This is a genomic window from Acinetobacter sp. 197 (assembly GCF_048148385.1).
GTDB lineage: Bacteria > Pseudomonadota > Gammaproteobacteria > Pseudomonadales > Moraxellaceae > Acinetobacter > Acinetobacter pecorum.
In genome coordinates, this window is the sequence record NZ_JAYWZK010000003.1 from 218,044 (window position 1) to 244,907 (window position 26,864).

At 44.3% G+C, this 26,864-nt stretch carries 25 protein-coding genes; 18 read left to right on the plus strand and 7 right to left on the minus strand.

Going from position 1 to position 26,864, the window contains the following annotated elements; all coding sequences use genetic code 11:
* Window positions 1-20: 20 nt before the first annotated feature.
* From thrS to VXQ11_RS05055, 3 genes are all read left to right on the plus strand, one after another.
* Entirely contained in the window at window positions 21-1,943 is a 1,923-nt protein-coding gene (gene thrS / locus VXQ11_RS05045) for a threonine--tRNA ligase (protein WP_416705560.1), read from the plus strand.
* A 59-nt stretch (window positions 1,944-2,002) separates the two neighbouring features.
* Entirely contained in the window at window positions 2,003-2,500 is a 498-nt protein-coding gene (infC, locus tag VXQ11_RS05050) for a translation initiation factor IF-3 (RefSeq protein WP_004647518.1), read from the plus strand.
* Between the two features lie 171 nt (window positions 2,501-2,671).
* Window positions 2,672-3,319, plus strand: a complete 648-nt coding sequence (locus VXQ11_RS05055; protein WP_416705561.1) for an HAD hydrolase-like protein — start codon at window positions 2,672-2,674, stop codon at window positions 3,317-3,319.
* Window positions 3,320-3,361: 42 nt separating this feature from the next.
* Here VXQ11_RS05055 and VXQ11_RS05060 read toward each other — a convergent pair whose 3' ends face one another.
* A complete protein-coding gene (locus VXQ11_RS05060) occupies window positions 3,362-3,913 on the minus strand; it encodes a hypothetical protein (protein WP_416680334.1) in 552 nt (183 codons plus the stop codon).
* 103 nt (window positions 3,914-4,016) lie between these two features.
* A complete protein-coding gene (locus tag VXQ11_RS05065; RefSeq protein ID WP_416705562.1) occupies window positions 4,017-4,472 on the minus strand; it encodes an Hsp20 family protein in 456 nt (151 codons plus the stop codon).
* A gap of 282 nt (window positions 4,473-4,754) precedes the next feature.
* Here VXQ11_RS05065 and VXQ11_RS05070 point away from each other — a divergent pair, with 282 nt between their 5' ends.
* The 6 genes from VXQ11_RS05070 (at window position 4,755) to VXQ11_RS05095 (ending at window position 7,557) form a co-directional block, all read left to right on the plus strand.
* A complete protein-coding gene (locus tag VXQ11_RS05070) occupies window positions 4,755-5,375 on the plus strand; it encodes a glutathione S-transferase N-terminal domain-containing protein (protein WP_064094718.1) in 621 nt (206 codons plus the stop codon).
* Window positions 5,376-5,449: 74 nt separating this feature from the next.
* A complete protein-coding gene (locus VXQ11_RS05075) occupies window positions 5,450-5,740 on the plus strand; it encodes a hypothetical protein (RefSeq protein WP_064094717.1) in 291 nt (96 codons plus the stop codon).
* Window positions 5,741-5,747: 7 nt separating this feature from the next.
* On the plus strand, window positions 5,748-6,170 hold the full coding sequence (locus VXQ11_RS05080; protein WP_004278284.1) for a YqaA family protein: 423 nt from the start codon (window positions 5,748-5,750) through the stop codon (window positions 6,168-6,170).
* A gap of 185 nt (window positions 6,171-6,355) precedes the next feature.
* A complete protein-coding gene (gene rpmI, locus VXQ11_RS05085) occupies window positions 6,356-6,550 on the plus strand; it encodes a 50S ribosomal protein L35 (protein WP_004278281.1) in 195 nt (64 codons plus the stop codon).
* Between the two features lie 11 nt (window positions 6,551-6,561).
* Entirely contained in the window at window positions 6,562-6,921 is a 360-nt protein-coding gene (gene rplT, locus VXQ11_RS05090) for a 50S ribosomal protein L20 (RefSeq protein WP_004647525.1), read from the plus strand.
* 153 nt (window positions 6,922-7,074) lie between these two features.
* Window positions 7,075-7,557 carry a GNAT family N-acetyltransferase gene (locus VXQ11_RS05095; protein ID WP_416705563.1) on the plus strand — a complete coding sequence of 161 codons (483 nt, stop codon included), beginning with the start codon at window positions 7,075-7,077 and terminating at the stop codon, window positions 7,555-7,557.
* 351 nt (window positions 7,558-7,908) lie between these two features.
* On the opposite strand, the gene VXQ11_RS05100 is transcribed toward VXQ11_RS05095, so the two are convergent.
* Entirely contained in the window at window positions 7,909-8,934 is a 1,026-nt protein-coding gene (locus tag VXQ11_RS05100) for a hypothetical protein (protein ID WP_416705564.1), read from the minus strand.
* Window positions 8,935-9,093: 159 nt separating this feature from the next.
* Between VXQ11_RS05100 and pheS the strand changes: the two genes are divergently transcribed.
* The 3 genes from pheS to VXQ11_RS05115 all read left to right on the plus strand — a co-directional run bounded on the left by pheS (window position 9,094) and on the right by VXQ11_RS05115 (window position 12,883).
* Complete coding sequence (gene pheS / locus VXQ11_RS05105) at window positions 9,094-10,074, plus strand: phenylalanine--tRNA ligase subunit alpha (RefSeq protein WP_004278272.1); 981 nt, start codon at window positions 9,094-9,096, stop codon at window positions 10,072-10,074.
* A 134-nt stretch (window positions 10,075-10,208) separates the two neighbouring features.
* Entirely contained in the window at window positions 10,209-12,590 is a 2,382-nt protein-coding gene (gene pheT, locus VXQ11_RS05110) for a phenylalanine--tRNA ligase subunit beta (RefSeq protein WP_416705565.1), read from the plus strand.
* A complete protein-coding gene (locus VXQ11_RS05115; RefSeq protein WP_004783565.1) occupies window positions 12,587-12,883 on the plus strand; it encodes an integration host factor subunit alpha in 297 nt (98 codons plus the stop codon). The genes pheT and VXQ11_RS05115 overlap by 4 nt, the downstream gene beginning before the upstream one ends.
* A 100-nt stretch (window positions 12,884-12,983) precedes the next feature.
* On the opposite strand, the gene VXQ11_RS05120 is transcribed toward VXQ11_RS05115, so the two are convergent.
* The 3 genes from VXQ11_RS05120 to trxA all read right to left on the minus strand — a co-directional run bounded on the left by VXQ11_RS05120 (window position 12,984) and on the right by trxA (window position 15,592).
* Complete coding sequence (locus VXQ11_RS05120; protein WP_064094713.1) at window positions 12,984-13,271, minus strand: hypothetical protein; 288 nt, start codon at window positions 13,269-13,271, stop codon at window positions 12,984-12,986.
* 401 nt (window positions 13,272-13,672) lie between these two features.
* Window positions 13,673-14,941 (minus strand): transcription termination factor Rho, encoded by a 1,269-nt coding sequence (gene rho / locus VXQ11_RS05125; RefSeq protein WP_004278267.1) that lies wholly within the window; start codon window positions 14,939-14,941, stop codon window positions 13,673-13,675.
* A 324-nt stretch (window positions 14,942-15,265) separates the two neighbouring features.
* Window positions 15,266-15,592: a thioredoxin gene (trxA, locus tag VXQ11_RS05130; RefSeq protein ID WP_064094712.1), complete on the minus strand. Its 327-nt coding sequence runs from the start codon at window positions 15,590-15,592 to the stop codon at window positions 15,266-15,268.
* 261 nt (window positions 15,593-15,853) lie between these two features.
* Here trxA and ppx point away from each other — a divergent pair, with 261 nt between their 5' ends.
* From ppx to VXQ11_RS05155, 5 genes are read left to right on the plus strand one after another with little or no spacing between them, the layout of a single operon-like run.
* On the plus strand, window positions 15,854-17,374 hold the full coding sequence (gene ppx / locus VXQ11_RS05135) for an exopolyphosphatase (protein WP_064102317.1): 1,521 nt from the start codon (window positions 15,854-15,856) through the stop codon (window positions 17,372-17,374).
* A gap of 30 nt (window positions 17,375-17,404) precedes the next feature.
* On the plus strand, window positions 17,405-18,229 hold the full coding sequence (locus VXQ11_RS05140; RefSeq protein ID WP_064102318.1) for an acetyl-CoA carboxylase carboxyltransferase subunit alpha: 825 nt from the start codon (window positions 17,405-17,407) through the stop codon (window positions 18,227-18,229).
* On the plus strand, window positions 18,166-19,539 hold the full coding sequence (gene tilS / locus VXQ11_RS05145; RefSeq protein WP_416680320.1) for a tRNA lysidine(34) synthetase TilS: 1,374 nt from the start codon (window positions 18,166-18,168) through the stop codon (window positions 19,537-19,539). Before VXQ11_RS05140 ends, tilS begins: the two co-directional genes overlap by 64 nt.
* Window positions 19,540-19,541: 2 nt before the next feature.
* Window positions 19,542-20,381: a pyrroline-5-carboxylate reductase gene (proC, locus tag VXQ11_RS05150; protein WP_064094708.1), complete on the plus strand. Its 840-nt coding sequence runs from the start codon at window positions 19,542-19,544 to the stop codon at window positions 20,379-20,381.
* Window positions 20,382-20,400: 19 nt separating this feature from the next.
* A complete protein-coding gene (locus VXQ11_RS05155; RefSeq protein WP_064094707.1) occupies window positions 20,401-20,970 on the plus strand; it encodes a YggT family protein in 570 nt (189 codons plus the stop codon).
* Between the two features lie 241 nt (window positions 20,971-21,211).
* Here the strand turns inward: VXQ11_RS05155 and polA are convergent, their stop codons facing one another.
* Window positions 21,212-23,974: a DNA polymerase I gene (gene polA / locus VXQ11_RS05160; RefSeq protein ID WP_416705566.1), complete on the minus strand. Its 2,763-nt coding sequence runs from the start codon at window positions 23,972-23,974 to the stop codon at window positions 21,212-21,214.
* Between the two features lie 161 nt (window positions 23,975-24,135).
* Between polA and VXQ11_RS05165 the strand changes: the two genes are divergently transcribed.
* On the plus strand, window positions 24,136-26,844 hold the full coding sequence (locus VXQ11_RS05165) for a DUF2339 domain-containing protein (RefSeq protein WP_416705567.1): 2,709 nt from the start codon (window positions 24,136-24,138) through the stop codon (window positions 26,842-26,844).
* Window positions 26,845-26,864 lie beyond the last annotated feature (20 nt).

Consider the following 26,864-nt stretch of genomic DNA (forward strand, 5'->3'; position numbering starts at 1 on the left):
CACTCCTTAAGGATTTTCTTATGCCAATTATCACTTTGCCAAATGGCGATCAAAAACAGTTTGATCATGCCGTATCTGTGATGGAAGTTGCTCAAAGCATCGGTCCTGGTCTTGCAAAAAATACAGTCGCTGGACGCATTAACGGCCGTCTGGTTGATGCATGCGATTTAATTACCGAAGACGCAACTTTACAGATTATCACGCCTAAAGATGATGAAGGCGTCGAAATAATTCGTCACTCATGTGCGCACTTGGTGGGTCATGCGGTTAAACAGCTGTTCCCAGAAGCGAAGATGGTGATTGGTCCTGTCATTGAAGATGGTTTCTATTACGACATTTTTAATGCAAAACCATTTACCCCAGATGATATGGCTGCGATTGAAGAGCGCATGAAAAAGCTCATCGATCAGGACTACGATGTCATCAAAAAAATGACGCCACGTGATGAAGTGATCAAAGTGTTCACCGAGCGCGGCGAAGATTACAAACTACGTCTAATTGAAGATATGCCAGACGAGACTCAAATGGGTCTTTACTATCATCAGGAATATGTGGATATGTGTCGTGGTCCACACGTGCCAAACACCAAATTCCTGAAATCGTTCAAACTCACCAAGATGTCAGGTGCGTACTGGCGCGGTGATGCGAAGAACGAGCAGTTACAGCGTATCTACGGTACAGCTTGGGCAGACAAGAAACAGCTTGCAGCTTATATCAAGCGTATTGAAGAAGCAGAAAAACGCGATCACCGTAAAATCGGTAAAGCGCTTGACCTATTCCACATGCAGGAAGAAGCACCGGGTATGGTGTTCTGGCATCCAAATGGTTGGACCATTTACCAAGTCCTTGAACAGTACATGCGTAAAGTCCAGCAGGACAATGGCTATCTAGAGATTAAAACACCACAAATCGTAGACTTTAGCTTGTGGGAAAAATCGGGTCATGCGGCGAACTACGCAGACAACATGTTCACCACGCATTCAGAAAGCCGTAATTATGCGGTGAAACCAATGAACTGCCCATGTCACGTGCAGGTGTTCAACCAGGGTTTGAAATCTTATCGTGATCTTCCAATTCGTTTGGCAGAGTTCGGTTCATGTCACCGTAACGAGCCATCGGGTTCATTACACGGCATTATGCGTGTACGTGGCTTTACCCAAGATGATGCGCACATTTTCTGTACCAAAGAACAGATTGGTCCTGAAGTTGCAAACTTTATCAAATTGACACTGGATGTATACAAAGACTTTGGCTTTGAAGAAGTACAAATGAAGTTGTCGACGCGTCCTGAAAAACGTGTGGGTGATGACAAGCTTTGGGATATGGCAGAAAAATCTTTGGCAGATGCTTTAGATGCTGCAGGTCTTGAGTGGGAACTTCAACCAGGCGAAGGCGCATTCTACGGTCCGAAGATTGAATTCTCTCTGAAAGACTGCTTAGGTCGTGTCTGGCAGTGTGGTACCATTCAGTGTGACTTTAACTTGCCAGAACGTCTGGATGCGTCTTATGTCACTGAAGATAATGACCGCGATCAGCCAGTAATGTTACATCGTGCAATTCTTGGCAGTTTCGAGCGTTTTATTGGTATACTGATCGAACACTACGCAGGCTTCATGCCACCTTGGTTGGCACCAATGCAAGCATGTGTAATGAACATTACCGATTCTCAAGCTGAGGCATGTGAGTCAGTCGTCGCAAAACTTAAAGAAAACGGTATCCGTGCAATTTCTGACTTGAGAAATGAGAAAATCGGCTTTAAGATTCGTGAACGTACATTAGAGCGTATTCCATACTTACTGGTACTTGGGGACCGTGAAGTAGAGGAAGGTACAGTAAACGTACGTACCCGCTCAGGAAAAAATTTGGGTACTATGTCAATCGATGCTTTCGTTGATCTAGTAAAAACAGCCGTAGCCGAACGCGGCCGGTACATTGTGGAGTAACAGCGATTAAACAGCCTGACCGTAATCAACAGGGCGGTAACAAATCAAACCGTCCTGCCTTGAATGATGAAATTCGTGCGAAAGAAGTCCGTCTTGTAGACGAAAATGGTGAGCAAAAAGGGATTGTAAGCTTAGCTGAAGCCCTACGTGCAGCAGAAAGTGTTGAACTTGATCTTGTAGAGATCGTAGCAAATGCTGAGCCACCTGTATGTAAGATCATGGACTTCAACAAGCATTTGTTTGATCTTAAGCAAAAGCAGAAAGAAGCGAAGAAAAAACAACATCAAGTCCAGGTGAAAGAAATCAAGCTACGCCCGGGTACTGATGTTGGTGATTACAACGTAAAACTACGTGCAATCATCAAGTTCCTTGAAGAAGGTAACAAGGTGAAAATCACGCTTCGTTTCCGTGGTCGTGAGATGGCACACCAACAGTTGGGTCTAGCTCAATTGCAAAAAATTGAAGCTGACGTGGCTGAATTCGGTACTGTTGAACAGATGCCGAAAATGGAAGGCCGTCAAATGGGTATGCTGCTTGGTCCTAAAAAGAAAAAGTAAGCTCTCATTAAGCGAAAAAAGCCCTGCATCAGCAGGGCTTTTTTTATTAAAATCAGAAAATGTAAAGTATAAAACAATCAGATAGATTAAAATTGTTATAGCCTGATTCGTTTATTATTTAATAATTTTTTTATGATGCAGTGGGTTAAAGAGTTTTTTAAAAATGATTCGATGATAGATTATCAGCATCACTTGCCCTATCAAGTGGTGATTTTTGATGTGGATGGTACTTTGGTCGATTCTTTCCCGCTCTTCATTGGTTTATTCAACCGGCATGCTAGCAAGTACCAATATGCTGAGTTGAATGCTGAGCGCATTGAATATTTAAGATCTTTTCCACCGCGTACCATTCGTAGAGAGTTGGGCTTGTCACGTTTAAGCGCGATTCGTTTAGCCTTGGATTGTAAACGGAGTATACAGCACAGCCCGCAACCTGTTGTGTTCGACGGAATAGATCAATTGCTGCAACAGTTAAAGCAAGCTGGTATATGCTTGGCGGTCGTGACCTCCAATTCGCTGGAGAACTGTCATGCCAGTCTTGGCCAACAGCGTCTTGCTCTGTTCGACTGGATTATGCCAAATGCCTCAATTTATGGTAAACAGCGACAAATTAGAAAGGTATTACGCCATACCCATTGCTCAGCACAACGCGCCATTTATATTGGTGACCAAATTTCAGATATTCATTCCGCACAAGCCTTAGGTATGCCTGTGGCCGCGGTGACATGGGGATTTAACCATGCACATGCATTGGCAGAGGCCAAACCAACCTATTTGTGTCAAACAGTGGATGAATTGACAGCGTGTTTATTACCATAACCTGTTTACCCGGTATAAAAAAGTATTCAGTTGATGGCTTTTTTATGCTCTGAAATTCCAGGCACTTTGTATGGCCTGCATAATCTGTTGAGCCTGCTGACGAGAAAACATCGACAGTTGAATCCGGAAAAATCCAAGACAAAATTGATTTATCCGACCGGGGTGGTGCAATTTAAAATCCAAAGTGCCATCGCGTTGACTGATGACATGCGCTGGCATGTTATAGAGCCAGCGTTTGAGATGTGCTTTGAGAGAATCATAGTGTGGATTCAGAAAACTATACTGTACCGAGTGCCGTTTTAAGCACAGGCTGATTCGGAAACCTGCCAGAGTATAATAAATGGCGTGTGAGGTAATTTTTAATTTAGTTCCAAGCATAAGTACGGCAAGACCAAGAAAGCCACCAATATAAATATAAAAGCCAGGAGCCTCCTGCCATAAAAATAGCAGCCCTTGAAGAAAACTGGAATTGCTACCCGTACTGCTCAAATAGAAAATGCTGAATATTCCAACCGGACAGCACAGTAGCAGATATCCAGTTGCGCGCATGATCGGGCTGGCTTGATGAAACAGGATATTTTCTGGCGCATTCATGGCTTATTTTAATGATCAGAAAGCGTATTGCCTCAATGAGCTTAGGTAATCCGTAGCCAAAAAGAAAGGCCCTTTCGGACCTTGCTTTTTAGCCTAATCAAGCTTATTCCACTGATTTTTCAATATTTTCAATGAGCAGTTTCTTGCCGATCGGAATTTTTCGAGGTAATTTCTCTTCTGGAATAATGCGCTGCAAGTCAATGATCAGCAACCCATTTTCATAGTCTGCCTGTTGTACCTCAATATACTCATCTAGGCGTAAAGACAATTTAAACGCGCGTCGTGCAATTCCTTTGTGCAGGAATTCGATAGCGTTATTGTCCTGATTTTCAGGTTGCCCCAAGATGGTCAGCAACCTGTTTTCCAGACGAATGTCGAGTTCTTCCTGACGAAAACCCGCAGTTGCCACCACGATGCGGTAATTATTCTCACCATGCTTTTCGATATTATACGGCGGATAATTCGGTGTATCGCTTTGCATGGCGTAATCAATAAAGTCATTCAGGCGATCAAAACCAATACTACGACGAAACAAGGGATGAAGATTTAAGTTACTCATGATTAGAACCTTCTCATTTAAGTAAAGTTATAAAAACAAGAAAATAAGATCTGTCAGGTGAGGCATCTACAGTGCAGAAGACTGACTTAATTCTTATGCAAAAATAAATATGTGTATGTGGCTGAAATTTTCAAGATATCCAATATAAAAAATATAAAATTTTAATAATATATTGATTTTTATTATAAAATAATTTTTATCTCTAGGCTTGTTGTTTCCTTCTAAATCCTCTATGTTGGAGACATCATCGCACGTGACAAGTGCAGGGAGTATTAAAAGAAAATGATCGATTTATATTACTGGGGCACTCCGAATGGCCACAAAATCAGTATAGCCTTGGAAGAAATGGGGCTGGAATATCAAATTATTCCCATCAATATTCTAGAAAATGATCAGTTCCAGTCCGATTTTCTGGCTATTTCTCCCAACAATAAAATCCCAGCAATCGTTGATCAGAATGGGCCGAATGGTCAGCCGATTTCAATCTTTGAGTCAGGCGCGATCTTGCAGTATCTGGGTCGAAAAACAGGTTTGTTTTATCCAGTTGATGAAGTAAAGCGTGTTCAGGTGGAACAATGGCTGATGTGGCAAATGGGCGGTCTGGGACCAATGCTCGGACAAAATCATCACTTTAGCCGTTTTGCGCCTGAGCGGATTGCTTATGCAACAGATCGTTATGTCAATGAAAGCAAACGTCTGTATGGTGTGCTGAATAAACAGCTGGTCGGGCAGGAGTATGTGGCTGGCGAATACTCGATTGCCGATATGGCGATATTTCCGTGGTTATTGCGATATGACTGGCAGCAGATCAACCTGGAAGATTATCCTGAGGTTTCCAAATATATTGATCGCTTGAATGCACGTCCTGCAGTTCAGAAAGCGCTGGCGATACAGGTCAGTTAAGCTGTAGCCTTTATGCTAAAATAGTCTTAAGCAAATAAAGCCACCCTTACGGTGGTTTTTTATTGGATGGATATATGAACGATTTTCTTCTGAACTTTACCAAGATTATTGAAAGCAATACCCGAATTTACTGGAGTATCCTCTTTGGAATTGCTGCATGTTTGGTGCTTTATATTGCTGAAATTGTGCATATTGATCAGGTGATTGCAGCCTTGAATACCAAAGATCAGCAAATTCTCCGTGCAGCGATTGAACCCATTACTCAGCAGTATAAAGGGGGGCGGATTATTGTCATGGTAGCAGCAGTAATTTGGTCGAGTTGGGAATACAGCAAAGCCAAGAAAAAGTTGGGTTTGAGCCGTTAATAGCTGTATGAGTCTGTTGCTGCTATTTCTGTCGGCCTTTGGTGCAGCGACCTTATTGCCTTTACAGTCTGAAGCTGTTTTGCTGGGGCTTTTAGTGCAGAACAAGCAGCATGCAGTGCTGTTAATTGCGGTGGCCAGTCTGGGGAATATTCTGGGGTCGTGTGTGAACTGGTATCTGGGCCTCAAGATTGAACATTATAAGAATAAAAAGTGGTTTCCGGTTTCGGCAGACAAGATGCTCAAGGCGCAAACGACCTATCAAAAATATGGTTACTGGTCTTTACTGCTGAGCTGGGTGCCTATCATTGGTGATCCGATTACCCTGATTGCGGGACTATTAAAAGAAAACTTCGCCCGTTTTCTGCTGATGGTCAGCATCGCTAAAATTGGACGTTATCTGTTTGTCTATGCGGCCTTTGCCTTGTTCTAAGCCTGAAGCTATTTTCTTGATTCAGTCTTGGATATTATTTCAGAGCGAAATCATTCTTTAAATTCGCTTATTGGGTGAAGATGCTTTTGTTTTAAACAAAGATGCTTTAGAATACTCGCTCCCTTACCTGCAGGTCGTTTTGTAATGGTGCAAACGAGCCGAACAGGTGTTCAAAAGAGGTTGTTATGCCTAAGATGAAAACTCGCCGTGGTGCAGCTAAACGCTTTAAAGCGACTGCTAACGGTTTTAAGCGTAAACAAGCGTTCAAACGCCACATTTTGACCAAAAAATCTGCTAAGCGTATTCGTCAATTGCGCGGCTGTGTAATGGTTCACGTAAGTGACGTTGCTTCAGTTCGTCGTATGTGCCCGTACATCTAAGGAGATTATAAATGGCTCGTGTAAAACGTGGTGTACAGGCTCATCGCCGTCACAAAAAAATTCTTGCTCGCGCTAAAGGTTACTATGGTGCTCGTTCACGCGTTTACCGCGTAGCGTTCCAGGCGGTAATCAAAGCTGGTCAATATGCTTACCGTGACCGTCGTCAGAAGAAACGTCAATTCCGCGCTTTGTGGATTGCACGTATCAACGCTGGTGCTCGTCAAAATGGTTTGTCGTACAGCCGTATGATCGCTGGCTTGAAAAAAGCTCAAGTGATTATCGACCGTCGCGTACTTGCTGACATCGCTATGCATGACGCAGTTGCGTTTGCTGCTTTAGCTTCTAAAGCTAAAGATGCATTGGCTGCATAAGTCTTTATGACTTGAAAAAGACCGCTTTTAGCGGTCTTTTTTTATGCTTAAATAAAAGTAGTCATTTTAAATATTATTTAAAAATCAGTATTGTAAATCCTATATTTTTTAGTCATTGTTAAACTGCATAATCAAAAATAAGGCTTAAAAATAATGATTCGACTTGCCACTCAACAGGATGTTCTGCCGATTGCCCAAGTGCACGTACAAAGCTGGCGTGAAAGCTATAAAAACATCATCAAACAAGAAATTCTCGATAAGTTGAGTGTAGAACAAAGAACCGCTTTGTGGCGTTCTGTGCTTGAACAGGAAAATCGACGGGTATTTGTCTATGAAGAAAATGCTCAGGTGCTGGGCTTTGCTGCTTTCAATTTTCCGGTAGATGCACTAATCAGTGAGTTGAGAGCTTTGTATTTACTGAAACAGATTCAGGGACAAGGTGTGGGGGCTAAGTTGGTTCAATTGGGTTTGGGCTTAAGTCGAGAAAAATCCTATCAGCATATGCAATGCAGCGTATTGAACCTGAATTCCAGTCGTTATTTTTATGAAAAGACCGGCGCCTATTTTGTCAGTGAAGGAGATGCCAGTGATCTGGGTGAGAATCTTAAAGATTTATATTATCAGTGGGACATTTAATTTTTGAAGACTCTGGGCAAGCTGGCTCAACGTAGAAAAATCTAAACCCTGGAAAAAGACGATAGAAAATAAATCAGCCCTTACACTGTAGGGCTGATTTATCCTTTTATTTCAATACCGCCACCGGTCAATCAAAAGGGCATTTCTGGACGATCAGCAAATAACAGCTTTGGTCTCATTCCGACAATGTTGCAATTTTCAGGCAGCTGCTTAACCTTAATTCCATCACAGGTTGGATGATCATAATCTATTATAAAAGCGCCAGCGTTATTTCAAGCTGATGTCTGCTCCTGAGTATCAACATCTCCAATTGGATTCTACCTGTGATGTTCAAGCTTTTCTGGCAAAATGTTAAAGGCCGAAATAGTAGCCAATCAGACAGATAATCACGGTAATCACAATTAAGGTCAGCACATTTGCAGACGAACTGGATTTGCCTGGGTCCTGAGGTTTTTCTGCTTTAGAAATTTTTGGTGAGCGGTCTTCGGTACTCATACCGATAAATGGATCAGGCGCAACTTTAGGCGTTAGCTGTGCAGTTTTATAGTGGTTAGCGACTTTACTGATGAATTTAGCACTTAAATCATCAATTTTTTGCGAAAAATGTCGCAGGTTAAGTTGCTGCTCCGGGCTGAGTACTTCGCCATCTGCACGATAGGGATGCTGGATTTTCGTTTGAATAAAGTCATTTAAGGCATCTAGGCGGTACAAAGTCTGGTGAGCATAATCCGCTGAATAGTCAGTGGGAATTAAGGCCAAATGACTTTCGTTATCGGCCTGAATGGCAGGCATGGTGCCGTAATAGGGCAAATTGGTATACGCTGGTTCGGTAAAATCTTGGGCAAGGCTACTTTCAAACAGTTCATGATCGGTATAGGCCTGAATATCATCCCAGTTTGGGGCTTCCAGATCGACATCAATGCGCTTGGCCAGTTTAGGATTTAACTCATAACACCAGAAAGTTTCATGGCGTAAAGGGGACTGCTGTGATTTAGGAGCTTCGTAATCATTGTCTGCGCTGTACCATTCAGGCAGTTCCTTGCCGATGATCCAGGCTGTTTTGGTTTTGGCACCATGACTGACAATAAAATGCGCCAGTGGTAATAGCTCGACATTGGCATTCGGATTTTTTTCATCAATCAGTAAATCAGAGCGATGCAAGCTCAGTCGGCGTACGCCTTGTTTTTTCAGGCCTTCCAGCCAGATCTGAAAATGCTGAGCCAGCAGGTGTTGTGACATCAGATCCCGAAAGGCAAACTGATGCTGATTAAAAATGGCATGTTGAATCCAACGATTGAAACTCAGGCCCTGAGACAAATATTCATTGCCATAAGTGACCAGGGTCAGTTGCTGTTTCCAAATTTGATCGAGTGCCATAGTGATTTGATCTGATTGATATTGTGTTTATCTTATACTTTTTATATTTAATCATGCCAATCTAATTTTCCTTAAAACGCATCTTCATCAAAGTGTCTAAAAACTGTTAGAATGTGGGGTTTTTAAAATATTTTTTAACCTGTTGCTTTGAGAGTTACTATGTCACTGGAAGCCCTGACCACTGAAGCGCTCGCTGCGATTGCAGCAGCTCAAGACCTTGCTGCACTTGATCAAGTACGAGTGCAATTTACGGGGAAAAAAAGCCAGCTCGCGGAACAATCTAAGTCGCTTGGTAAAATGGATCCTGAAGAACGTAAAGTCTTCGGCGCACAAATCCATGCTGTACGTGAAACCATTACCGCTGCATTGACATCACGTCAGGCAGAACTGCATAAAGCTGCCTTAGAACAAAAACTGGCAAGCGAAACCATTGATATTACTTTACCAGGTCGTGGTCAGCAGGTGGGCAGTATCCATCCAGTGACCCAAGTGCAAGAGCGTATTTGCCAGTTCTTTACCAAGGCAGGTTTTACGGTTGCAACAGGTCCTGAAGTTGAAGATGACTATCACAACTTTGAAGCACTGAACATTCCAGGTCATCACCCAGCGCGTGCTATGCATGATACTTTCTATTTTGATGTGAACCATTTGCTGCGTACGCATACGTCTGGTGTGCAGATTCGTACCATGGAAACCCAGCAGCCACCAATCCAGATCGTGTGTCCAGGCCGTGTTTACCGTTGTGATTCGGATCAAACCCACTCGCCGATGTTCCATCAGATCGAAGGTTTATACGTGGCTGAAAATACCAGCTTCGCGGAACTGAAAGGTTTGCTGATTAACCTGCTGAACGAATTCTTCGAAAAAGATTTGAAAGTACGTTTCCGTCCATCTTATTTCCCGTTCACCGAGCCAAGTGCGGAAGTGGATATTATGGATGAACGGGGTCGCTGGCTGGAAGTACTGGGCTGCGGTATGGTGCATCCGAATGTGCTGCAAGCTGCAGGCATTGATCCTGAAAAATACAAAGGCTTTGCTTTTGGTCTGGGTGTTGAACGTTTTGCAATGCTGCGTTATGGCGTGAATGACTTACGTATGTTCTTCCAAAACGATGTGCGTTTCTTACGCCAGTTTGCTTAAAAACAAATTTATACCTCTCCCTAACCTCTCCTAAAAGGAGACGGGTGTCTAGATATGACATAGGGCTCTCCCTCTTTGGAAGAAAGTGGGAGTTAGAGGGGATTCTAGAGATTTGAATTACAGGTTTTATATCAATGAAAATTAGCGAAAATTGGCTACGCACATGGGTCAACCCAGCCATCGATAGCGAAAAACTTTCTGATCAATTGACCATGTTGGGTCTGGAAGTCGATGAGCTTGCACCTGCAGCTAAACCCTTTACTGGTGTAGTGGTTGGTGAAGTCCTGACAGTAGAACAACATCCTGATGCAGATCGCTTGCGTGTGACCACTGTCAATATCGGTTCAGGTGAGCCACTGCAAATTGTATGTGGTGCGCCAAACGTACGTGCCGGCATGAAAGCGCCAGTTGCGACCATTGGTGCAGTACTTCCAGGCGATTTCAAAATCAAGAAAGGCAAGCTACGTGGTATCGAGTCACAAGGTATGCTGTGCGGCGCTTCAGAAATTGATCTGGAAGATAAAATCGACGGTCTTTTAGAGCTGCCTGCAGATGCACCAGTGGGTATGAACATTCGTGAATATCTGGATCTTGATGACAACGTGATTGACATCAGCATTACGCCGAACCGTGGGGACTGCTTCAGTATTCGCGGGATCGCACGTGAAATTGGGGTGATCAACCAATTGCCAGTGACTGCCCCTGAAATTAAAGAAGTAGCTGCGACTATTAGCGACGAAAAGAAAGTCGTTGTGTCGACTGAAGGCTGCCCACGCTACTTGGGTCGTGTGATCAAGAACGTCAATACCAAGGCTGTGACTCCTGTATGGATGGAGCGAGCATTGGCTCGCTCTGGTATTCGTCAGCACAGCATTCTGGTAGATATTACCAACTATGTGCTGATGGAGCTGGGTCAACCGCTACATGCATTTGATGGTGGTAAAGTGCAAGGTGCGGTACATGTACGTCAAGCGACAGAAGCTGAAAAGTTAGTTTTGCTCAATGAACAAGAAGTTGAACTCAACGAAAAAGTGATGGTGATTGCAGATGATGAAAAAGCATTGGCCATTGCTGGTATTATGGGCGGCTTGTCTTCAGCAGTCAGCGATGCAACCACTGAAATTTTCCTGGAATCTGCATTCTTCGCGCCACTGCATATTGCCGGTCGTGCGCGTAGCTTTGGCCTGCATACTGATGCTTCTCAGCGTTATGAACGTGGTGTCGATTTTGAATTACCATTGATCGCTATGCACCGCGCATCACAATTGATTGCGGAACTTGCGGGCGGTGAGTTCGGGCCAATTACAGTTGCCGAAAATACAGCCCTATTGCCAACACGCGACGCAATTGAGTTGAATCAAGCCCAAGTTGATCAACTGCTAGGTTATAGTGTTGACTCAGCGTTCATTACTGATGCTTTAAGCCGTTTAGGTTGTGAAGTTACAGTAAAAGCAGAAGGCGAGTGGTCTGTAGTGCCGCCATCACATCGTTATGATATGGTGATTTACCAAGACTTGATTGAAGAAGTCGCTCGTATTCATGGTTATGACAATATTCAAATCAGTTTGCCTGTGATTGATGTGAAGCTGGCCAAATATCAAGATCAATTCGAATTGGGCCAACTTCGTCAAACCGCGGTAACTTTGGGTTACCAAGAGGCAATCAGTTTTAGTTTTGCAGACCTAAAACTTGAAAAGCAACTTAATTCTCATGTGAAACCTTTAGCATTAGCGAATCCAATTTCAAGTGATTTAGCGGTAATGCGTTCAACCTTGCTCTCTAGCCTGATTCCTTGTGTTCAATACAATATCAATCGTCAGCAAAGTCGGGTACGTTTCTTCGAGCTAGGTCTGCGTTTTGACTATCAAGAAGCGAACAGTATTCATGATTTAAAACAGATTCCAACCTTTGCCCTGATTGCAACGGGTGCACGTACCCCTGAGTCTTGGCATGGCAAGGCACAGCCAATGGACTTCTTTGACTTTAAGGGCGATATAGAGGAAATTCTGGCTGCTGGTCGTGTCAAAGTGGAATATATACGTTCAGAGCGTAGCTGGTTGCATCCAGGACAATCCGCAGAGATTCTCGTGAATGGTCAATCAATTGGTTACTTGGGTCGTTTACATCCCTCACTTGAAGACGAGCTTGATCTGGCAACCACATGGGTAGCAGAATTGGATCAAGCGGCTGTTTTGCAAACTTATGTATCTAATTTTACAGAATTATCACGTTTTCCATCGGTTCGACGTGATATTGCTCTTTTAATTAATGATAAGATTAATGTTAGCGAAATTCAGGGACTTATCGAAAAAACAGGCGGAGAGCTTTTAGACTCAACTTGGTTGTTCGATGTGTACACTGGACAAGGAGTAGAAGAAGGGAAACGCTCACTGGCATTTGCACTTCTCTGGCAGCATCCAAGCCGTACACTGGAAGATGCTGAAATTAAATCAGGTATGGATAATATCCTTCAAGTGTTAGAAAACACTTACCAAGCGACATTGAGGGCTTCATGACAGCACTAACTAAAGCAGAAATGGCTGATCATTTAAGTGAGCTCACGAGTTTAAACCGTCGTGAAGCAAAACAAATGGTTGAGTTGTTCTTCGATGAGATTAGCCAGGCGCTCATCTCAGGCGAGCAAGTAAAACTTTCGGGTTTTGGTAATTTTGAGTTGCGTGACAAGCGTCAACGTCCAGGCCGTAACCCGAAAACGGGTGAAGAGATTCCGATTTCTGCACGCCGTGTAGTGACCTTCCGTGCGGGACAGAAGTTTCGTCAACGTGTGGGAAATGAGCAGATCAACTGATCTGCTTTTTTTAAATTCTGCTATTTTTTTAAATTTCAGTATTTAAAATAAAAAAAGAGAGCCCAAGGCTCTCTTTTTTTATACTGAATAATCTAAAAGATTATTGAGCAGCAGCTTCAGAAGCAGCAGTAGCGTCAGCAGCAGCGTCAACAGCAACAGCAGCAGCAGCGTCAGCTTCAGCAACAGCAGCAGTTTCAGAAGCAGCAACTTCAGAAGTAGATTCTACAGCAGCAGCGTCAGCAGCAGCTTCAGCTTCAGATGCAGCTTCTACAGCTTCAGATGCAGCTTGGTTAGCGTCAGCAGCAGCGTCGTCAGCTTTTTTAGCACAACCAACGAAAGCTAAAGTAGTAGCAACTGCAGCAGCAATAGCGATTTTTTTGAATAACATGGCATCACTCTCTAAAAATTGAGATTAAAAAAAACCTAAGTTAGTCTGTTAAGTGCTTTTATTATTCCTAATTATGTTAGGTACTAACAATGCAGGAGCAGTCTAACTGGTCTGCAAATATGCTATCACTGCGCCTTTTTAAATGCTACTAGCAAGGCTTAAAAAAGTACTGAAATATGCTAAAAAGTAAGAAGTTTTTAACAGAAAATAACAATGGAATGAAACATTTAGATTGGAGAAAGGCTTGGTAAGTTTTTAAAAGTTATACAATTTTTAATCTGATTATTTTATTAATCAAAAACTTAAAAATAAGTTTACATAAATAGAGCTCGATTGTTTCATTGTGTAATTCATGTCAACTTAAAAAAGGCCACCGCTTAGGTGACCTTTCATTTGAAATTTTAATTTGAAGCTTTACGTTTCATCTGATCAAAGAAATCATCATTGGTTTTGGTTTCTTTCATACGGTCCAGCAAGAATTCCATTGCCGCCAATTCATCTTGCGTATGCAGCAGCTTACGCAGAATCCAGACCTTACGAAGATTATCTTCTGACATCAGGCGCTCTTCACGACGAGTACCAGATTTCTTGATGTTCATTGCAGGAAAGACGCGTTTTTCAGCAATACGGCGATCAAGGGTAATTTCCTGGTTACCTGTACCTTTGAATTCTTCGTAGATCACTTCATCCATTTTACTACCAGTTTCAATCAGGGCAGTAGAAATGATGGTTAGAGAGCCACCTTCTTCAATATTACGTGCCGCACCAAAGAAACGTTTGGGACGTTCTAGGGCATGTGCATCCACACCACCAGTTAATACCTTACCTGATGAAGGGATCACGGTATTATAGGCACGTGCCAGACGGGTAATTGAGTCAAGCAGAATCACCACATCTTTTTTATGCTCAACTAGACGTTTCGCTTTTTCAATGACCATTTCTGCAACCTGAACATGGCGCGCAGGTGATTCATCAAAGGTAGAAGCCACGACTTCACCGCGAACCGTACGTTCCATTTCGGTTACTTCTTCTGGACGTTCATCAATTAACAGAACGATCAGGATGACTTCAGGATTATTGCGAACGATCGATTGAGCAATGCTTTGCAGCAGCATGGTTTTACCGGCTTTCGGCGGAGCCACAATAATTGAACGTTGGCCTTTACCAATCGGTGCGACTAAGTCGATCACACGCGTGGTTAAATCTTCAGTGGTACCATTGCCTAATTCCATCACCAACTGTTCAGTCGGGAATAATGGCGTAAGGTTTTCAAACAGAATCTTGTTACGTGAGTTTTCAGGAGTGTCGTAGTTAATCTGGTTGACTTTAAGTAAGGCAAAATAACGTTCGCCTTCTTTTGGTGGACGAATGGTGCCGGTAATGGTGTCGCCAGTGCGTAGGTTAAAACGACGAATTTGAGAAGGGCTGACATAGATATCGTCAGGGCCTGCTAAATAAGAACCTGCGGCTGAGCGTAAAAAGCCAAAACCATCTGACAAAATTTCTAGAACGCCATCACCAAAAATCTCTTCGCCATTCATTGCATGACGTTTTAAGATGGCAAAAATAATGTCTTGCTTACGGTTACGGGCCATACCTTCAAGGCCCATAAACTCGGCAATCTTGATGAGTTCGCCAATCGGTTTTTTCTTGAGTTCGGTTAAATTCATAGGTGGTCAGATAGAATCAAAGTTCTGAGGTACAGGTTGGAAAGGGAGTAACATTCGGCCGCATACAAGCATTCAAACGAAAGCCATTGAATTTGAAAAAGAACAATTCAGAGATCTGTTTGAGTGTTTCAAAGAAAAATGTGAAAAACAATTTCTATTGCCGAGCGGCATCTTATGTAATGTGTCTTGTAAGAAATTGGCAGGATTTAGGATCCTTTATCTCTTGAGTAGCAAATATAAGAGAAAATGCTGACTTTGTCAATTTATAGCCGAAAAAAATACGCGAGCATAAGTCGCGTATTTTTTTACTAAAAAATGATCTGCTTAGATATTGTCATCAATAAATGCAGTCAGTTTAGATTTTGGTGCAGCACCGACTTGAGTCGCAACAACTTCACCATTTTTGAACATCAGCAAAGCCGGGATGTTACGAATGTTGAAATTTACAGCAGTTTGTTCGCAAGAAGTTACGTCAACTTTCACGATTTTAACCTTGCCTTGATATTCATCAGCAAGTACTTCTAGTACAGGTGCAATTGCTTTACATGGTGCACACCAACCTGCCCAGAAGTCGACCAGTACAGGAACGTCTGATTGAAGAACGTCTGCTTCGAAGTTTTCGTCAGTAGTGTTTACGATGTTGCCAGACATGGAATGTGCTCCAGATTAATATTTTAAAGATAACTAATTATTAGTATTACATAGCCATCTTTAACAATGTAGGGGAATCTGTAAATTTTCAATGCTTAATGTTATTTTGTCTAATGGATGATCACGATAGTGATGATCGTGTCTCACTATTATTCCCGATGCATAAAAAGAATAAGGCATAAAAATGTCGTTACAAATGGCTTTTAAATTGCATGCATGTGAATTACTCTAAGCACAATTCGTTAAAGGTTTATTTCTGGAATGTCTGACTTTTTGATTGATGAAGAATTACTTGCCGCCATCGATATGGGATCAAATAGCTTTCATTTGGCCATCGCTCGGGTGGATCATGGCGAAGTGAAGAAAGTGGCATCAATGTCAGAAAAAGTTCAGCTTGCCGCAGGACTAGACGAAAATAAAAATTTAACGGAAGCCGCACAGCAACGCGGTTTGGCCTGTCTGGCCCGTTTTGTCGGGCGTTTAGGTGCGGTTCAGCCGAACCGCTTGCGGATCGTGGCAACAAATGCTCTAAGGCAAGCCAAAAATGGCCATGAGTTTATCCAGAAAGCCGCAGAAATTTTGCCGAAACCGATCGAAATTATTGCCGGCCGTGAGGAAGCCCGCCTGATTTATCTGGGGGTATCGCATACCATGGCCAATAGCGGCCGTCGTCTGGTGGTTGACATCGGCGGTGGTTCGACTGAGCTGATTATCGGTGAAGAGTTCGAGCCTATTTATACTGAATCAGTACAGATGGGCTGCGTAGCCTTTACTAAGGCCTATTTTCAGGATGGGGAAATCAGTGCCAAAGCTTTTGACAAAGCAGTCACTGCGGCACGTAAAGAAATTTCCGGAATTGCCAATACCTATAAATCTGCCGGTTGGGATGCTGTCGTCGGATCGAGTGGTACAATTAAAGCCTGCCGCCAAATCTGTATTAATATGGGATGGAGCAATGATCGCGAACAGCTGACGCGAGAAGGCCTGGAAAAGCTTAAAGATAAGCTGCTCAAATATAAATATGTCTCGGATATGGAATTCGAAGGTCTGAAAGAGGATCGCCGTGCAGTTTTGCCGGCAGGAATTGCCATTTTATATGCGGTCTTTGATGTGCTGGATATTGAGTATCTGACTTATTCTGATGGGGCATTACGTGAAGGTGTCATGTATGACCTGTTAGGCCGTTTCAAACATGAAGATATCCGTGATCGTTCAGTCCATGCCCTGATTGGTCGTTATAATGCCGATGCCAAGCAGGCAGAACGTGTGGTACAAACGGCGCAAAAACTGTTTGATGATGTCGCGGCTGATCTTGGCCTGAATAGTGATGATAGTGACCTACTCCGTCGAGCCGCGTATCTCCATGAAATCGGTCTGGCGATTAGTCATAGTGGTTACCATCGTCATGGTGCCTATTTATTGCAGCATTCTGACATTGCTGGTTTTTCACAGGTTGATCAGAATCATTTGTCACATTTGGTCGCGCATCATCGGCGTAAATTGCGCACTGATGCCAAGCATGACGTGATGAAAGTGGGTGGAACTAAACTTTTACAGCTGTGTTTACTGCTTCGTCTGGCGGTTTTGGTCAATCACAGTCGTAGCGATGAGATGCTTCCTGCCATTGAACTCAAGGTCAAGAATGCGCAACAATGGCAGCTCAGTATTTCGGGTGATGCCAAACAATGGCCATTATTGATTGCTGAACTGCATGATGAACAGTTGCAGTTTAAAAATTGGGAGATTGAGCTCTCGGTTCTATCTGAACAATTTGTTAATTAATACCTTTATAGGGATGAAAACGGTTGACCTATGAAAAATAAAGCTACCCCATCAAAAGCATGGACGACAGTACAGATTGCTCGTCATCCGGAACGTCCACAATTTCTGGACTATGTTGGTGAAATATTCACTGAATTTGATGCTTTACATGGTGACCGTCTCTATGGTGATGATGGTGCAATGATCGGTGGCCTGGCTCGTTTCGATGGACAGCCAGTGATGATCGTAGGTCAGCACCGTGGTCGTAGTACCCGTGAAAAATTACAGCATAATTTTGGCATGAGTAATCCGGAAGGTTACCGTAAAGCACAACGTCTGCTAGATATGGCAGAACGTTTTAATCTGCCTGTTTTCACCTTTATTGATACCATGGGTGCTTACCCGGGTGTAGGTGCAGAAGAACGTGGTCAGGCTGAAGCCATTGCAACCAGTCTGGCGCAACTGTCTAACCTGAAAGTACCTGTAATTGCGACTGTCCTGGGTGAAGGAGGTTCAGGTGGTGCACTCGGTATTGGCGTAGCTGACCGTGTGGTAATGCTCTCTCATAGTATCTATTCGGTAATTTCACCGGAAGGTTGTGCCTCCATTCTATGGAAGACTGCAGAAAAAGCGGAACAGGCCAGTGAAGCCTTAGCCTTGACTGCAGAAAAACTGCAGAAGATGGGTATTGTAGAATATGTGGTGGATGAGGGTGAAGGTGCTCATTTAAATCCGGATCAGGTCATGAACAGCTTGAAAGCGGTACTGAAAGAAGCCTTAAATGAACTGCAAGCTATGGAACCACAAGCACGATGCGAAGCACGTTACCAGCGTTTAATGAAGTTTGGCAGCGACAATTTAGGTCTGGCATCTTAAAGCAGCTGCAGGAGTTTCCTGCAGGAACAAAATTTCTCATCGGATGCAGTGGCGGCGTAGATTCTATGCTGCTTCTGCATCTGATGTTTTTTTTATGCCCGGGAAAAATTCGGGCAATCTATGTGGATCATCAGCTGCAAAGTATCAGCAGGGCATGGGGCACTTTTGTCCAGCAGCAGTGTCAGCAACTGGATATTCCCTGCATCCTCCAGCCTGTTCATGTGGCTCATGGCAACCTGGAACAGCAAGCGCGTAATTCACGTTATCAGGCCTATCTACAACATTTACAGCAAGATGAAATTCTGGTGCTCGGACATCATCAGCAGGATCAGGCGGAAACCTTGATGCTGCGTCTATTATCGGGTGCCGGTATAGATGGTCTGGCTGCAATGAAACAGCTGGATATACGTGAAAATCTCACGATTTGGCGGCCACTGCTGGATGTTTCCCGTGAGCAGATTTGCCAATGGGCATCGGGTCTGAATGTTCAGAATATCGAAGACCCGACCAATCAGGACATACATTATGACCGGGCTTGGGCCCGTCAAACTCTTTGGCCGATGTTAAGTGAACGTTATCCTAAAATGCAGTCTGCCCTGGTACGTACCAGCGAGCTGATGCAGGATGCACAGCATATTCTGCAGGAAGTGCTGGAGCAGGATTTAAAATGCTGTGGCAATGCCGAAAGTCTGAATTTATCTGCATTTTTAAACCTATCTAAAGCCCGGCAGCGCCAACTACTTTCTGTCTGGATGAAAGGAGAAGGGCAATATCGTCCTTCTCTAGAAATGGTTGAGCGAGTACAGAATGAAGTAATTGCGGCAAAACTGGATGCGCAGGCAGCTTTACATTGGCAAGGCTTTTATTATGTGCGTTATCAGCAGCATTTGCATCGTCTAAAAGCTGAGGTCTATCGGGCGGATCAGCAACCGAAGCTAGCCGAACAGCAGATTATTTTACGTGAACAGGATCAGGTTCAGCTGCCTTCAGGACAATTTAAGATTCAAACAGCTACTTTCGGATTATCTGCCGCCTTATTCGGTCAACGCTTATATTTGCGCACACGCAAAGGCGGGGAGAAAATTCATCTGCATGGCCGGATTGGACACTGGCCTCTGAAGAAAGCCATTCAGGAAGCGCAAATATTTCCATGGACTCGGCATACTATTCAAATATTAAGCACAGATAATGTTATGCTAGGCGTGTTTACACCTAAAGGATTTTGGTTAGCTCAATCTGCATATTGTGAAGCAGGGGGGTGGCTACCCATTTCGGTTTCTTCAACTTTAGAATTCAACGACGAGCATTAAACATGAGTGCAGCTTTAAATTGTAATATTGGCTTTATTGGTGGCGGTAATATGGCTCAAGCCTTGATTGGCGGGCTGATTTCACGGGGATTGCCACCAACACGTATTACAGTTTCTGATCCGGTCGAGAAAGTACGTTCACTGCTTGCAGAAAAAGAAGTGAATGTCACCGATGATAATCGTGCTGCTATCAAAAATGCGGATATTGTCGTGTTTGCAGTCAAACCACAGGTATTGGCTGAGGTATTGAAACCATTGCAGGGTTTGCTGGACGGCAAGCTGGTTATTTCGATCGTTGCGGGTGCCGAGATTGCTACATTGTCTGCACTATTGGGGACTGACCGTATTGTCCGTGTCATGCCAAATACACCAGCACTCGTACAAACCGGTGCACATGGCCTATTTGCTAAAGATGAAGTAAAGGCAGAAGATCGCGAGCTGGCGAGTCAGGTTTTAGCTTCTACCGGCCTGACAATTTGGGTAGACTCTGAAGCTCAGATTGATGCGGTCACTGCAGTATCTGGTTCGGGACCTGCTTATTTTTTCTATATGATGGAAAGCATGATTCGTGCTGGCAAGAATTTAGGTCTGGATGAAAAAGTAGCCACAGCACTCACTCTGCAAACGGCTTTGGGGGCGGCACAAATGGCCATCACCAGTTCAAATACACCGGCTGAGCTACGTAAAAACGTCACCTCTCCAAATGGAACGACTCAGGCAGCACTAGAAGTGTTCGACCGTGCGCAAATTTCTCAGAATATTCAGGCAGCACTTGCTGCTGCGCAAAAACGCAGTCAGGAACTGGCTCAAGAGCTCAGTGAAAGCAGCAAATCTTCAGTTTAATTTTTAGGAAAGTTCAAGTATGGGTGCAAATTCTGCGCTAATTTTTGGCATTATCATTAACGTCGCGATTTTGCTCGTATTCTTCCGCTTTTTAATGCAATTGGCTGCGGTAAGTCCTTACAATCCCGTCGTTCTGTCTACCGTCAAAGCGACCAAAATTGTAGATGTATTCGGGCGTATTTTCCCCACGATGGGCAAAGGGCGGGTTAATACTGCGGCATTGGCACTTTTAGTGGTGCTGTATTTGCTGAAAATTTTCGGCATGATGTATCTGTCGGGTGGCATGCCGAATGGTCCTGTGCATTTGCTCATTCTGACTTTTGTCACCATGATGCAGGATTTGATCCGTTTCTGTCGTTACTTGATTTTCGCTACCATTATTTTAAGCTGGGTGGTGATGTTTACCCAATCCCGTTCACCTTATATTGAAGTCGTTCAGGAACTTGCCGAGCCATTGCTGGCACCTTTCCGCCGGATTATGCCGAATATGGGCATGATTGACCTGTCTCCAATCCTGGCGATTCTGGCCTTGATTGTGATTGAAATGATCATGAACCAGGTAGCAATTGTATTGTTAACGGGTTTTTAATCTGAATGAAAAGAAAAGGACGCTGAAGCGTCCTTTTTTATTTGCTCCTCCCTTTAGAAAAGGGAGGTTGGGAGGGATTTGTTAAACTTCCCCAACCGTGAATAAGTTTTAAGCGCAGTACAAGAAGAAGATGGGATATTAACCTCTCCCTAACCCCCTCCTGAGAGGAGAGTGGATACCTTTAATATATTGGTTTTCACACTCTCTCCCAGAGGGGGGAGGGCTGGGATGAGGAAATCCTTTAATGCGCCTCATCCCAGTTTTTGCCTTTACCGACTTCTACCACCAACGGTACAGAAATCTGTAGTACCGATTGCATCACTTCAGCCAGTTTAGGTGCCAGTTCATCGGCAATTGCTTCATCGACTTCAAACACCAGTTCATCGTGCACTTGTAGCAGCATTTTGGCCTGATCTTTTGGCAACATCTTGTCGACTTCAATCATCGCCATTTTAATGATATCTGCAGCCGAACCTTGTAGCGGGGCATTAATTGCGGCACGTTCTGCCGCTTTACGCACCATCATATTACGGGCATCGATATCTGGGGTATATAAACGGCGTCCGAGCAGGGTTTCAACAAAACCTTGTTCTAATGCAACCTGACGGGTACGTTGCATATAGTCATAAATGCCCGGATAACGGTGGAAATACTGCTTGATATAATCCTGTGATTCCTGACGGGTAAAACCTAACTGTCGGATCAGACCAAACTCGGACATGCCGTAAAGTAGGCCGAAGTTAACAGCCTTGGCCTGACGGCGCTGGTCATTGGTCACTTCTTCCAAAGGAATGCCCAAAACTTCCGCTGCGGTACGGCGGTGTACATCCTGACCATGAATAAATGCATCCAGCAGGGCTTCATCCTGAGATAAGTGGGCCATCAGACGCAATTCAATTTGTGAGTAATCGGCTGCCAGCAAGACACGGCCTTCAGGTGCCACAAATGCCTTGCGGATTTGACGGCCAATTTCGGCACGAATCGGAATATTCTGCAGGTTTGGATCAGTCGATGATAAACGGCCAGTTGCAGTCAATGCCTGATGATAACTGGTATGCACCCGGTGGGTATCAGGATTGGCCTGTTTGCATAAGCCATCGGTATAGGTACTTTTCAGCTTGGACAAACCACGATACTCCAGAATCAGCTGGGCAATCGGATGTTCAATTTTTTCCAGTACACTTTCACTGGTACTGTATTGTCCGGTGGTGGTTTTTTTACCGCCTTTTAGGCCCAGCTTTTCAAATAACACTTCACCGACCTGTTTAGGTGAGCTGACATTAAAGCTTTCACCGGCAATTTCCATAATCTGGTTTTCCAGATTTTGCATGGTGTTGGAAAATTCGCCCCCAAGCTGATCCAGAAAAGCCAGATCCAGTTCGATGCCGTTTTCTTCCATTTGCGTCAATACACGTGCGACCGGAACTTCAATATTGTGCAGAATATTCACCAGTTCCGGATGCGCCTGTAATTTGCTGCTCAAGACTTCATAAAGACGATAGGTGACATGTGCATCTTCTGCAGCATAATGTGCTGCAGTTTCAAGTGGAATCTGGTTGAAGGTCTTCTGTTTGGCACCTTTACCGGCTACCTGTTCATAAGTCGTGGTCAGATGACTCAAATACAGACGGGCCACATCATCCATGCCATGACGGGTTGCGACAGAATTCAGGACATAGGAAGCTAGCATGGTGTCGAAATACCAGCCTGCCAGATGAATGCCATGATTTTCTAGGACATGTGCATCATATTTCAGATGATGACCAATTTTCTTTACAGACTCATCTTCCAGAATTGGTTTGATTTGCGCCAGAATTACTTCACGATTCAGCTGCTCCGGTGCGCCTTCATAATCATGTGCCAAGGGAACATAATAAGCATCCTGCGCATCGAAGGCGACCGAGAAACCGACAATCTGTGCAATACGATAATCCAGACTGGTGGTTTCGGTATCAAAGGCAAAACGTTTTTCGGTACTTAAGCGCCCAAACAGTGTGTCCCAATCTTGTTGGCTTAATACCGTGTGATAGGTGGCTTGTCCTAACTGGTCATCACTGCTGGTCACAGACGCATGGTCTTCCAGAGGTTCTGGTACTGTAACCGCTTTGGCGTTAATAGATTTTGCCGCCTGCTTGTAGTTTGAATTATTCGGGTTGTTCGGGTGATCTAAGGACTGCAGCTGGTTACGGAATTCCAGCTCGGTGTATAAATGACGTAAGGTCTCGACATTCGGCTCACCCAGTTTTAAATCGTCATAACCAAAGTTAAGATCCAGATCGATGACAATACTGGCCAGTTGATGGTCCAGTGCAATGCCATCGACATGTTCTTTAATATTTTGACCGACTTTGCCTTTGATCTTGTCGACATTTTCTAAAATGCCACCAATCGAGCCATATTCGTTAAGCAGTTTTGCTGCAGTTTTGGCACCCACACCCGGCACGCCCATGATGCCATCCGATGCATCGCCCATCAGGGTCAGATAGTCAATAATCTGATTTGGCCAAACGCCAAACTTTTCAAACACGCCGTCGACATCCAGCGGTTTTTCTTTAAAGCTGTCTTCCAGGGTAACTTTTTCGGTCACCAGTTGCGCCATATCTTTATCGCCCGTAGAGATCAGCACCTGATGTCCCATCGCCTCGGCACGTTTGGCCAGTGTCCCGATAATGTCATCGGCTTCGGCACCTGGCAAGGTATGTAGCGGAATGCCCAAAGCGCGGATCAAGGCATGCAGATAAGGAATCTGTTCGGATAATTCCGTTGGCATGCTCGGACGGTCACCTTTATAAATCGGTGACAGCTCATGCCGGAAGGTCGGTTCTGGGGTATCGAAAATTACCGCCATATGGGTCGGTTGGGTCCGGCGCATCAGTTTTTGAATAGCAGAAATCGCACCACGAATTGCATTGGTATGTAAACCGGTTGACGTGGTTAATGGTGGCAGTGCGTGAAAGGCACGAAATAAAAAGTAAGAGCCATCGACCAAGACAAATGGTGGCATGTAATCAATTCCTTATTCAAAATACAGTGCTATTGTACGTGATTTTTACCGCGCTCGCTGAGACGAGTCTGAGTTTACAGCTTAGCGAATATCGGCCGAAGATGAAATAAGCAGCACAAGCTGTTGTATGATGGAGCGATTCAGGAAAGAGAAATATAAGAATGGGTGCAGGACGGAATGAGTTGCGCATGATCTGGCTGATTACCCTGCTGATTGCCGGGATCAGCGCCTGGTATCTGGGTTATCAGATTGTGACTTATCTGTGTGGTTTGGGGTTTATCTTTAGCGTGATGCAATATGTCACTGCGGTAGAAGCACCGCTGAATCAATTGGCCGGACAGCAGCAGATGTCCTTGGAGCATAACTCTAAAGTTCCTTTATATATTTCTTCAATTACTGCCATTGTTGGTGGACTGGCTGAACTGGATTGGCTGATGGGCATCGGAATTACGGCATGGGTATTCTTTTTGCTCAGGTGGCTGCAACGTCTGGAAGGGCGTTTGATACAGCTGCAATCACAATCCCATTCTGACGATCCCTTACAGCGATCACCGGATCGATCCGATTCTGTTCCATTCGTGAAAACTGAGTCTGCCCAAGAGGTAAATGACTCTCCTCATCTGGTAGATCAACTGCAGCGCTGGCTTTTCCAGGGAAATCCAGTTTTAAAAGTCGCAATTAGTATTTTAGTGATCGGGATTATTTTACTGCTGCGTTTTGCCACTGAGCACTGGCAACTCAGTCTGGCTGCAAAATTAGGCCTTGTTGCACTAGCAAGTGGGTGTATAGCAGGGCTGGGTTATCGCCTGATGCAGAAAAATCGGAGTTTTGCTCTGGCACTGGAAGGGCTAGGTTTGGGGAGTCTGTTCCTGACCTTATTTTTTGCCTATTACAATCTGGTGATTCCCACGTTACCGTTGGCGACTTTGCTATTCCTCATTATTCTGATTATTACCCTGTATTTAAGCCTGAAACAGGAAAGCATCGAACTGGCCTTGATGGCTTTGCTGATTGCTTATCTGGCGCCGTTTACCTTGCCGACCCGCGATGCTTCTGCTGTTGAGCTGATCAGCTATTATCTGCTGATCAATATCGGGGTGGCAGTACTGAGCAGTTTCCGGCCATGGAAGATTCTCAATCAAATTGCCTTTTTAGTGACTGCGGTCGTGGGCGGGATATATAGCCTGATTCATGGTTATACATATGAGCGTTATGCCATGACTGCGCTGATTCTGGCACATAGTGCGCTGTTTATCTGGCTAGGTTTCCGCTTTAGCCAGTTGCTGGCACGACAGGATCTCTCACGTTTTCAGTTAAAACCGGTATTGGACTTAGCGCTGATTTTCGCTGCACCGATCACGGCATATATTTTTCTGTATCTGATTCATTTTAATCAGCCCAATCAAAAACTCTGGCAAGCCGGATTAAGCCTGTTCTTTGCACTGGTATTTGCGGCTTGCTGGACACTGCTGCGCCGTAAACAAACTATCCAGCTCATTTCGCAGAGCTATCTGAGCCTGATGCTGATTTTCCTGGCCTTGGTGCCACCGATCTTATTGACAGAACAATGGAGTGTGATTGGCTGGGCAGTTGAAGGTGTGCTGATTTATTTATGGGCCTTGGAAAAAAATGTCCGGGTAGCACACTATCTGAGCATGGGCTTATTACTGATGGCCGGATTCAGCAGTCTGTATTATCTGGTCGAGATTAATCCAACACCGCGAATCATTTTCTGGATTTTGAGTCTGTGCTATGTGGCAGTCGTGGTCATCAGCCAGCTTAAAAAGCAATACCAGCAGCAGATGGATAGTCTGAGTGTCAGTTTTTTAAGCAGCGTGAGTGTCGCGGCCAGCCTGATGCTATTTGCCTTGCTGGAAGATGAATTCCCGAGTCAGCATGCCTATGTGCTGAGTTTATTTATCATCACACTGGGTTATGTACTGTTCAATGAAATGATCCTGCGCAAAAATCAGGAATGGTCCTGGTTACTGCCGAAGTGGAGCGGCATCTCGCCTTTGCTGGTCATTGCAGCGATTCTGACCCTGGATCGCAGTCAAAATGCGGTGATTGTCTGGAATGGTGATCTGGAACGTGGGGTTTCTGCACTTTCAGCGATATTATTGGCCATTCTGTGGCTTAGACCGCTGGCTGGCTTGCAGCTCTCCAAGGAATGGATGAGCTTTGGTGTTTTTAGCAGCCTGGCTCTGGCAAGTTTATGCCTGATCCCGAACATGCCTTATCTGAGCATGGTGATTTTACCTTTATTATTCTGCCTGTGGTGCTATCGGCAGGATGTGCAGTCAGGCTGGCAGCAGCTTTGGCAAACCAAGAGCTGTTTATTGCTGATGGCAACTTGGCTGGTTTGTTCACAGCTGTTTAGCCAGCAAGCTTTTCAATATTACTGGCTGCCGATTCTCAATCCTTTTGACCTGATCAGTATTGCCATGTTTGCCAGTTTTATCTGGATGCTGTTACAGCAAATCAAGGTGGGACGTGATAAAGGCATGATTGCAGTTTTAATGGTACTAAGCCTGTTATGGCTTTCCAGTTATATTGTTTTAAGAGCTTTGCATGTGTACCTGCAGACACCGTTTAATGAGCTGGCATTATGGAACAATGCAACAGTTCAGCTCAGTCTGACCATACTCTGGGTATTACTGGCTTGGATTACCATGTGGACGGCGACACTCAAAAAACTGAAACCGATGTGGATTTTAGGCGGCAGTATTCTGGTGATTGTGACCTTGAAGCTCGTACTATTTGACCTGTCACATATTGGCACCCTGACCCGGGTGATTTCCTTCTTGCTGGCGGGCGGGGTAATGCTGCTGATTGCGTATATTGCACCGATGCCAGAGAAAACTGATTGATTGAATCCTCTCCTCTAAAA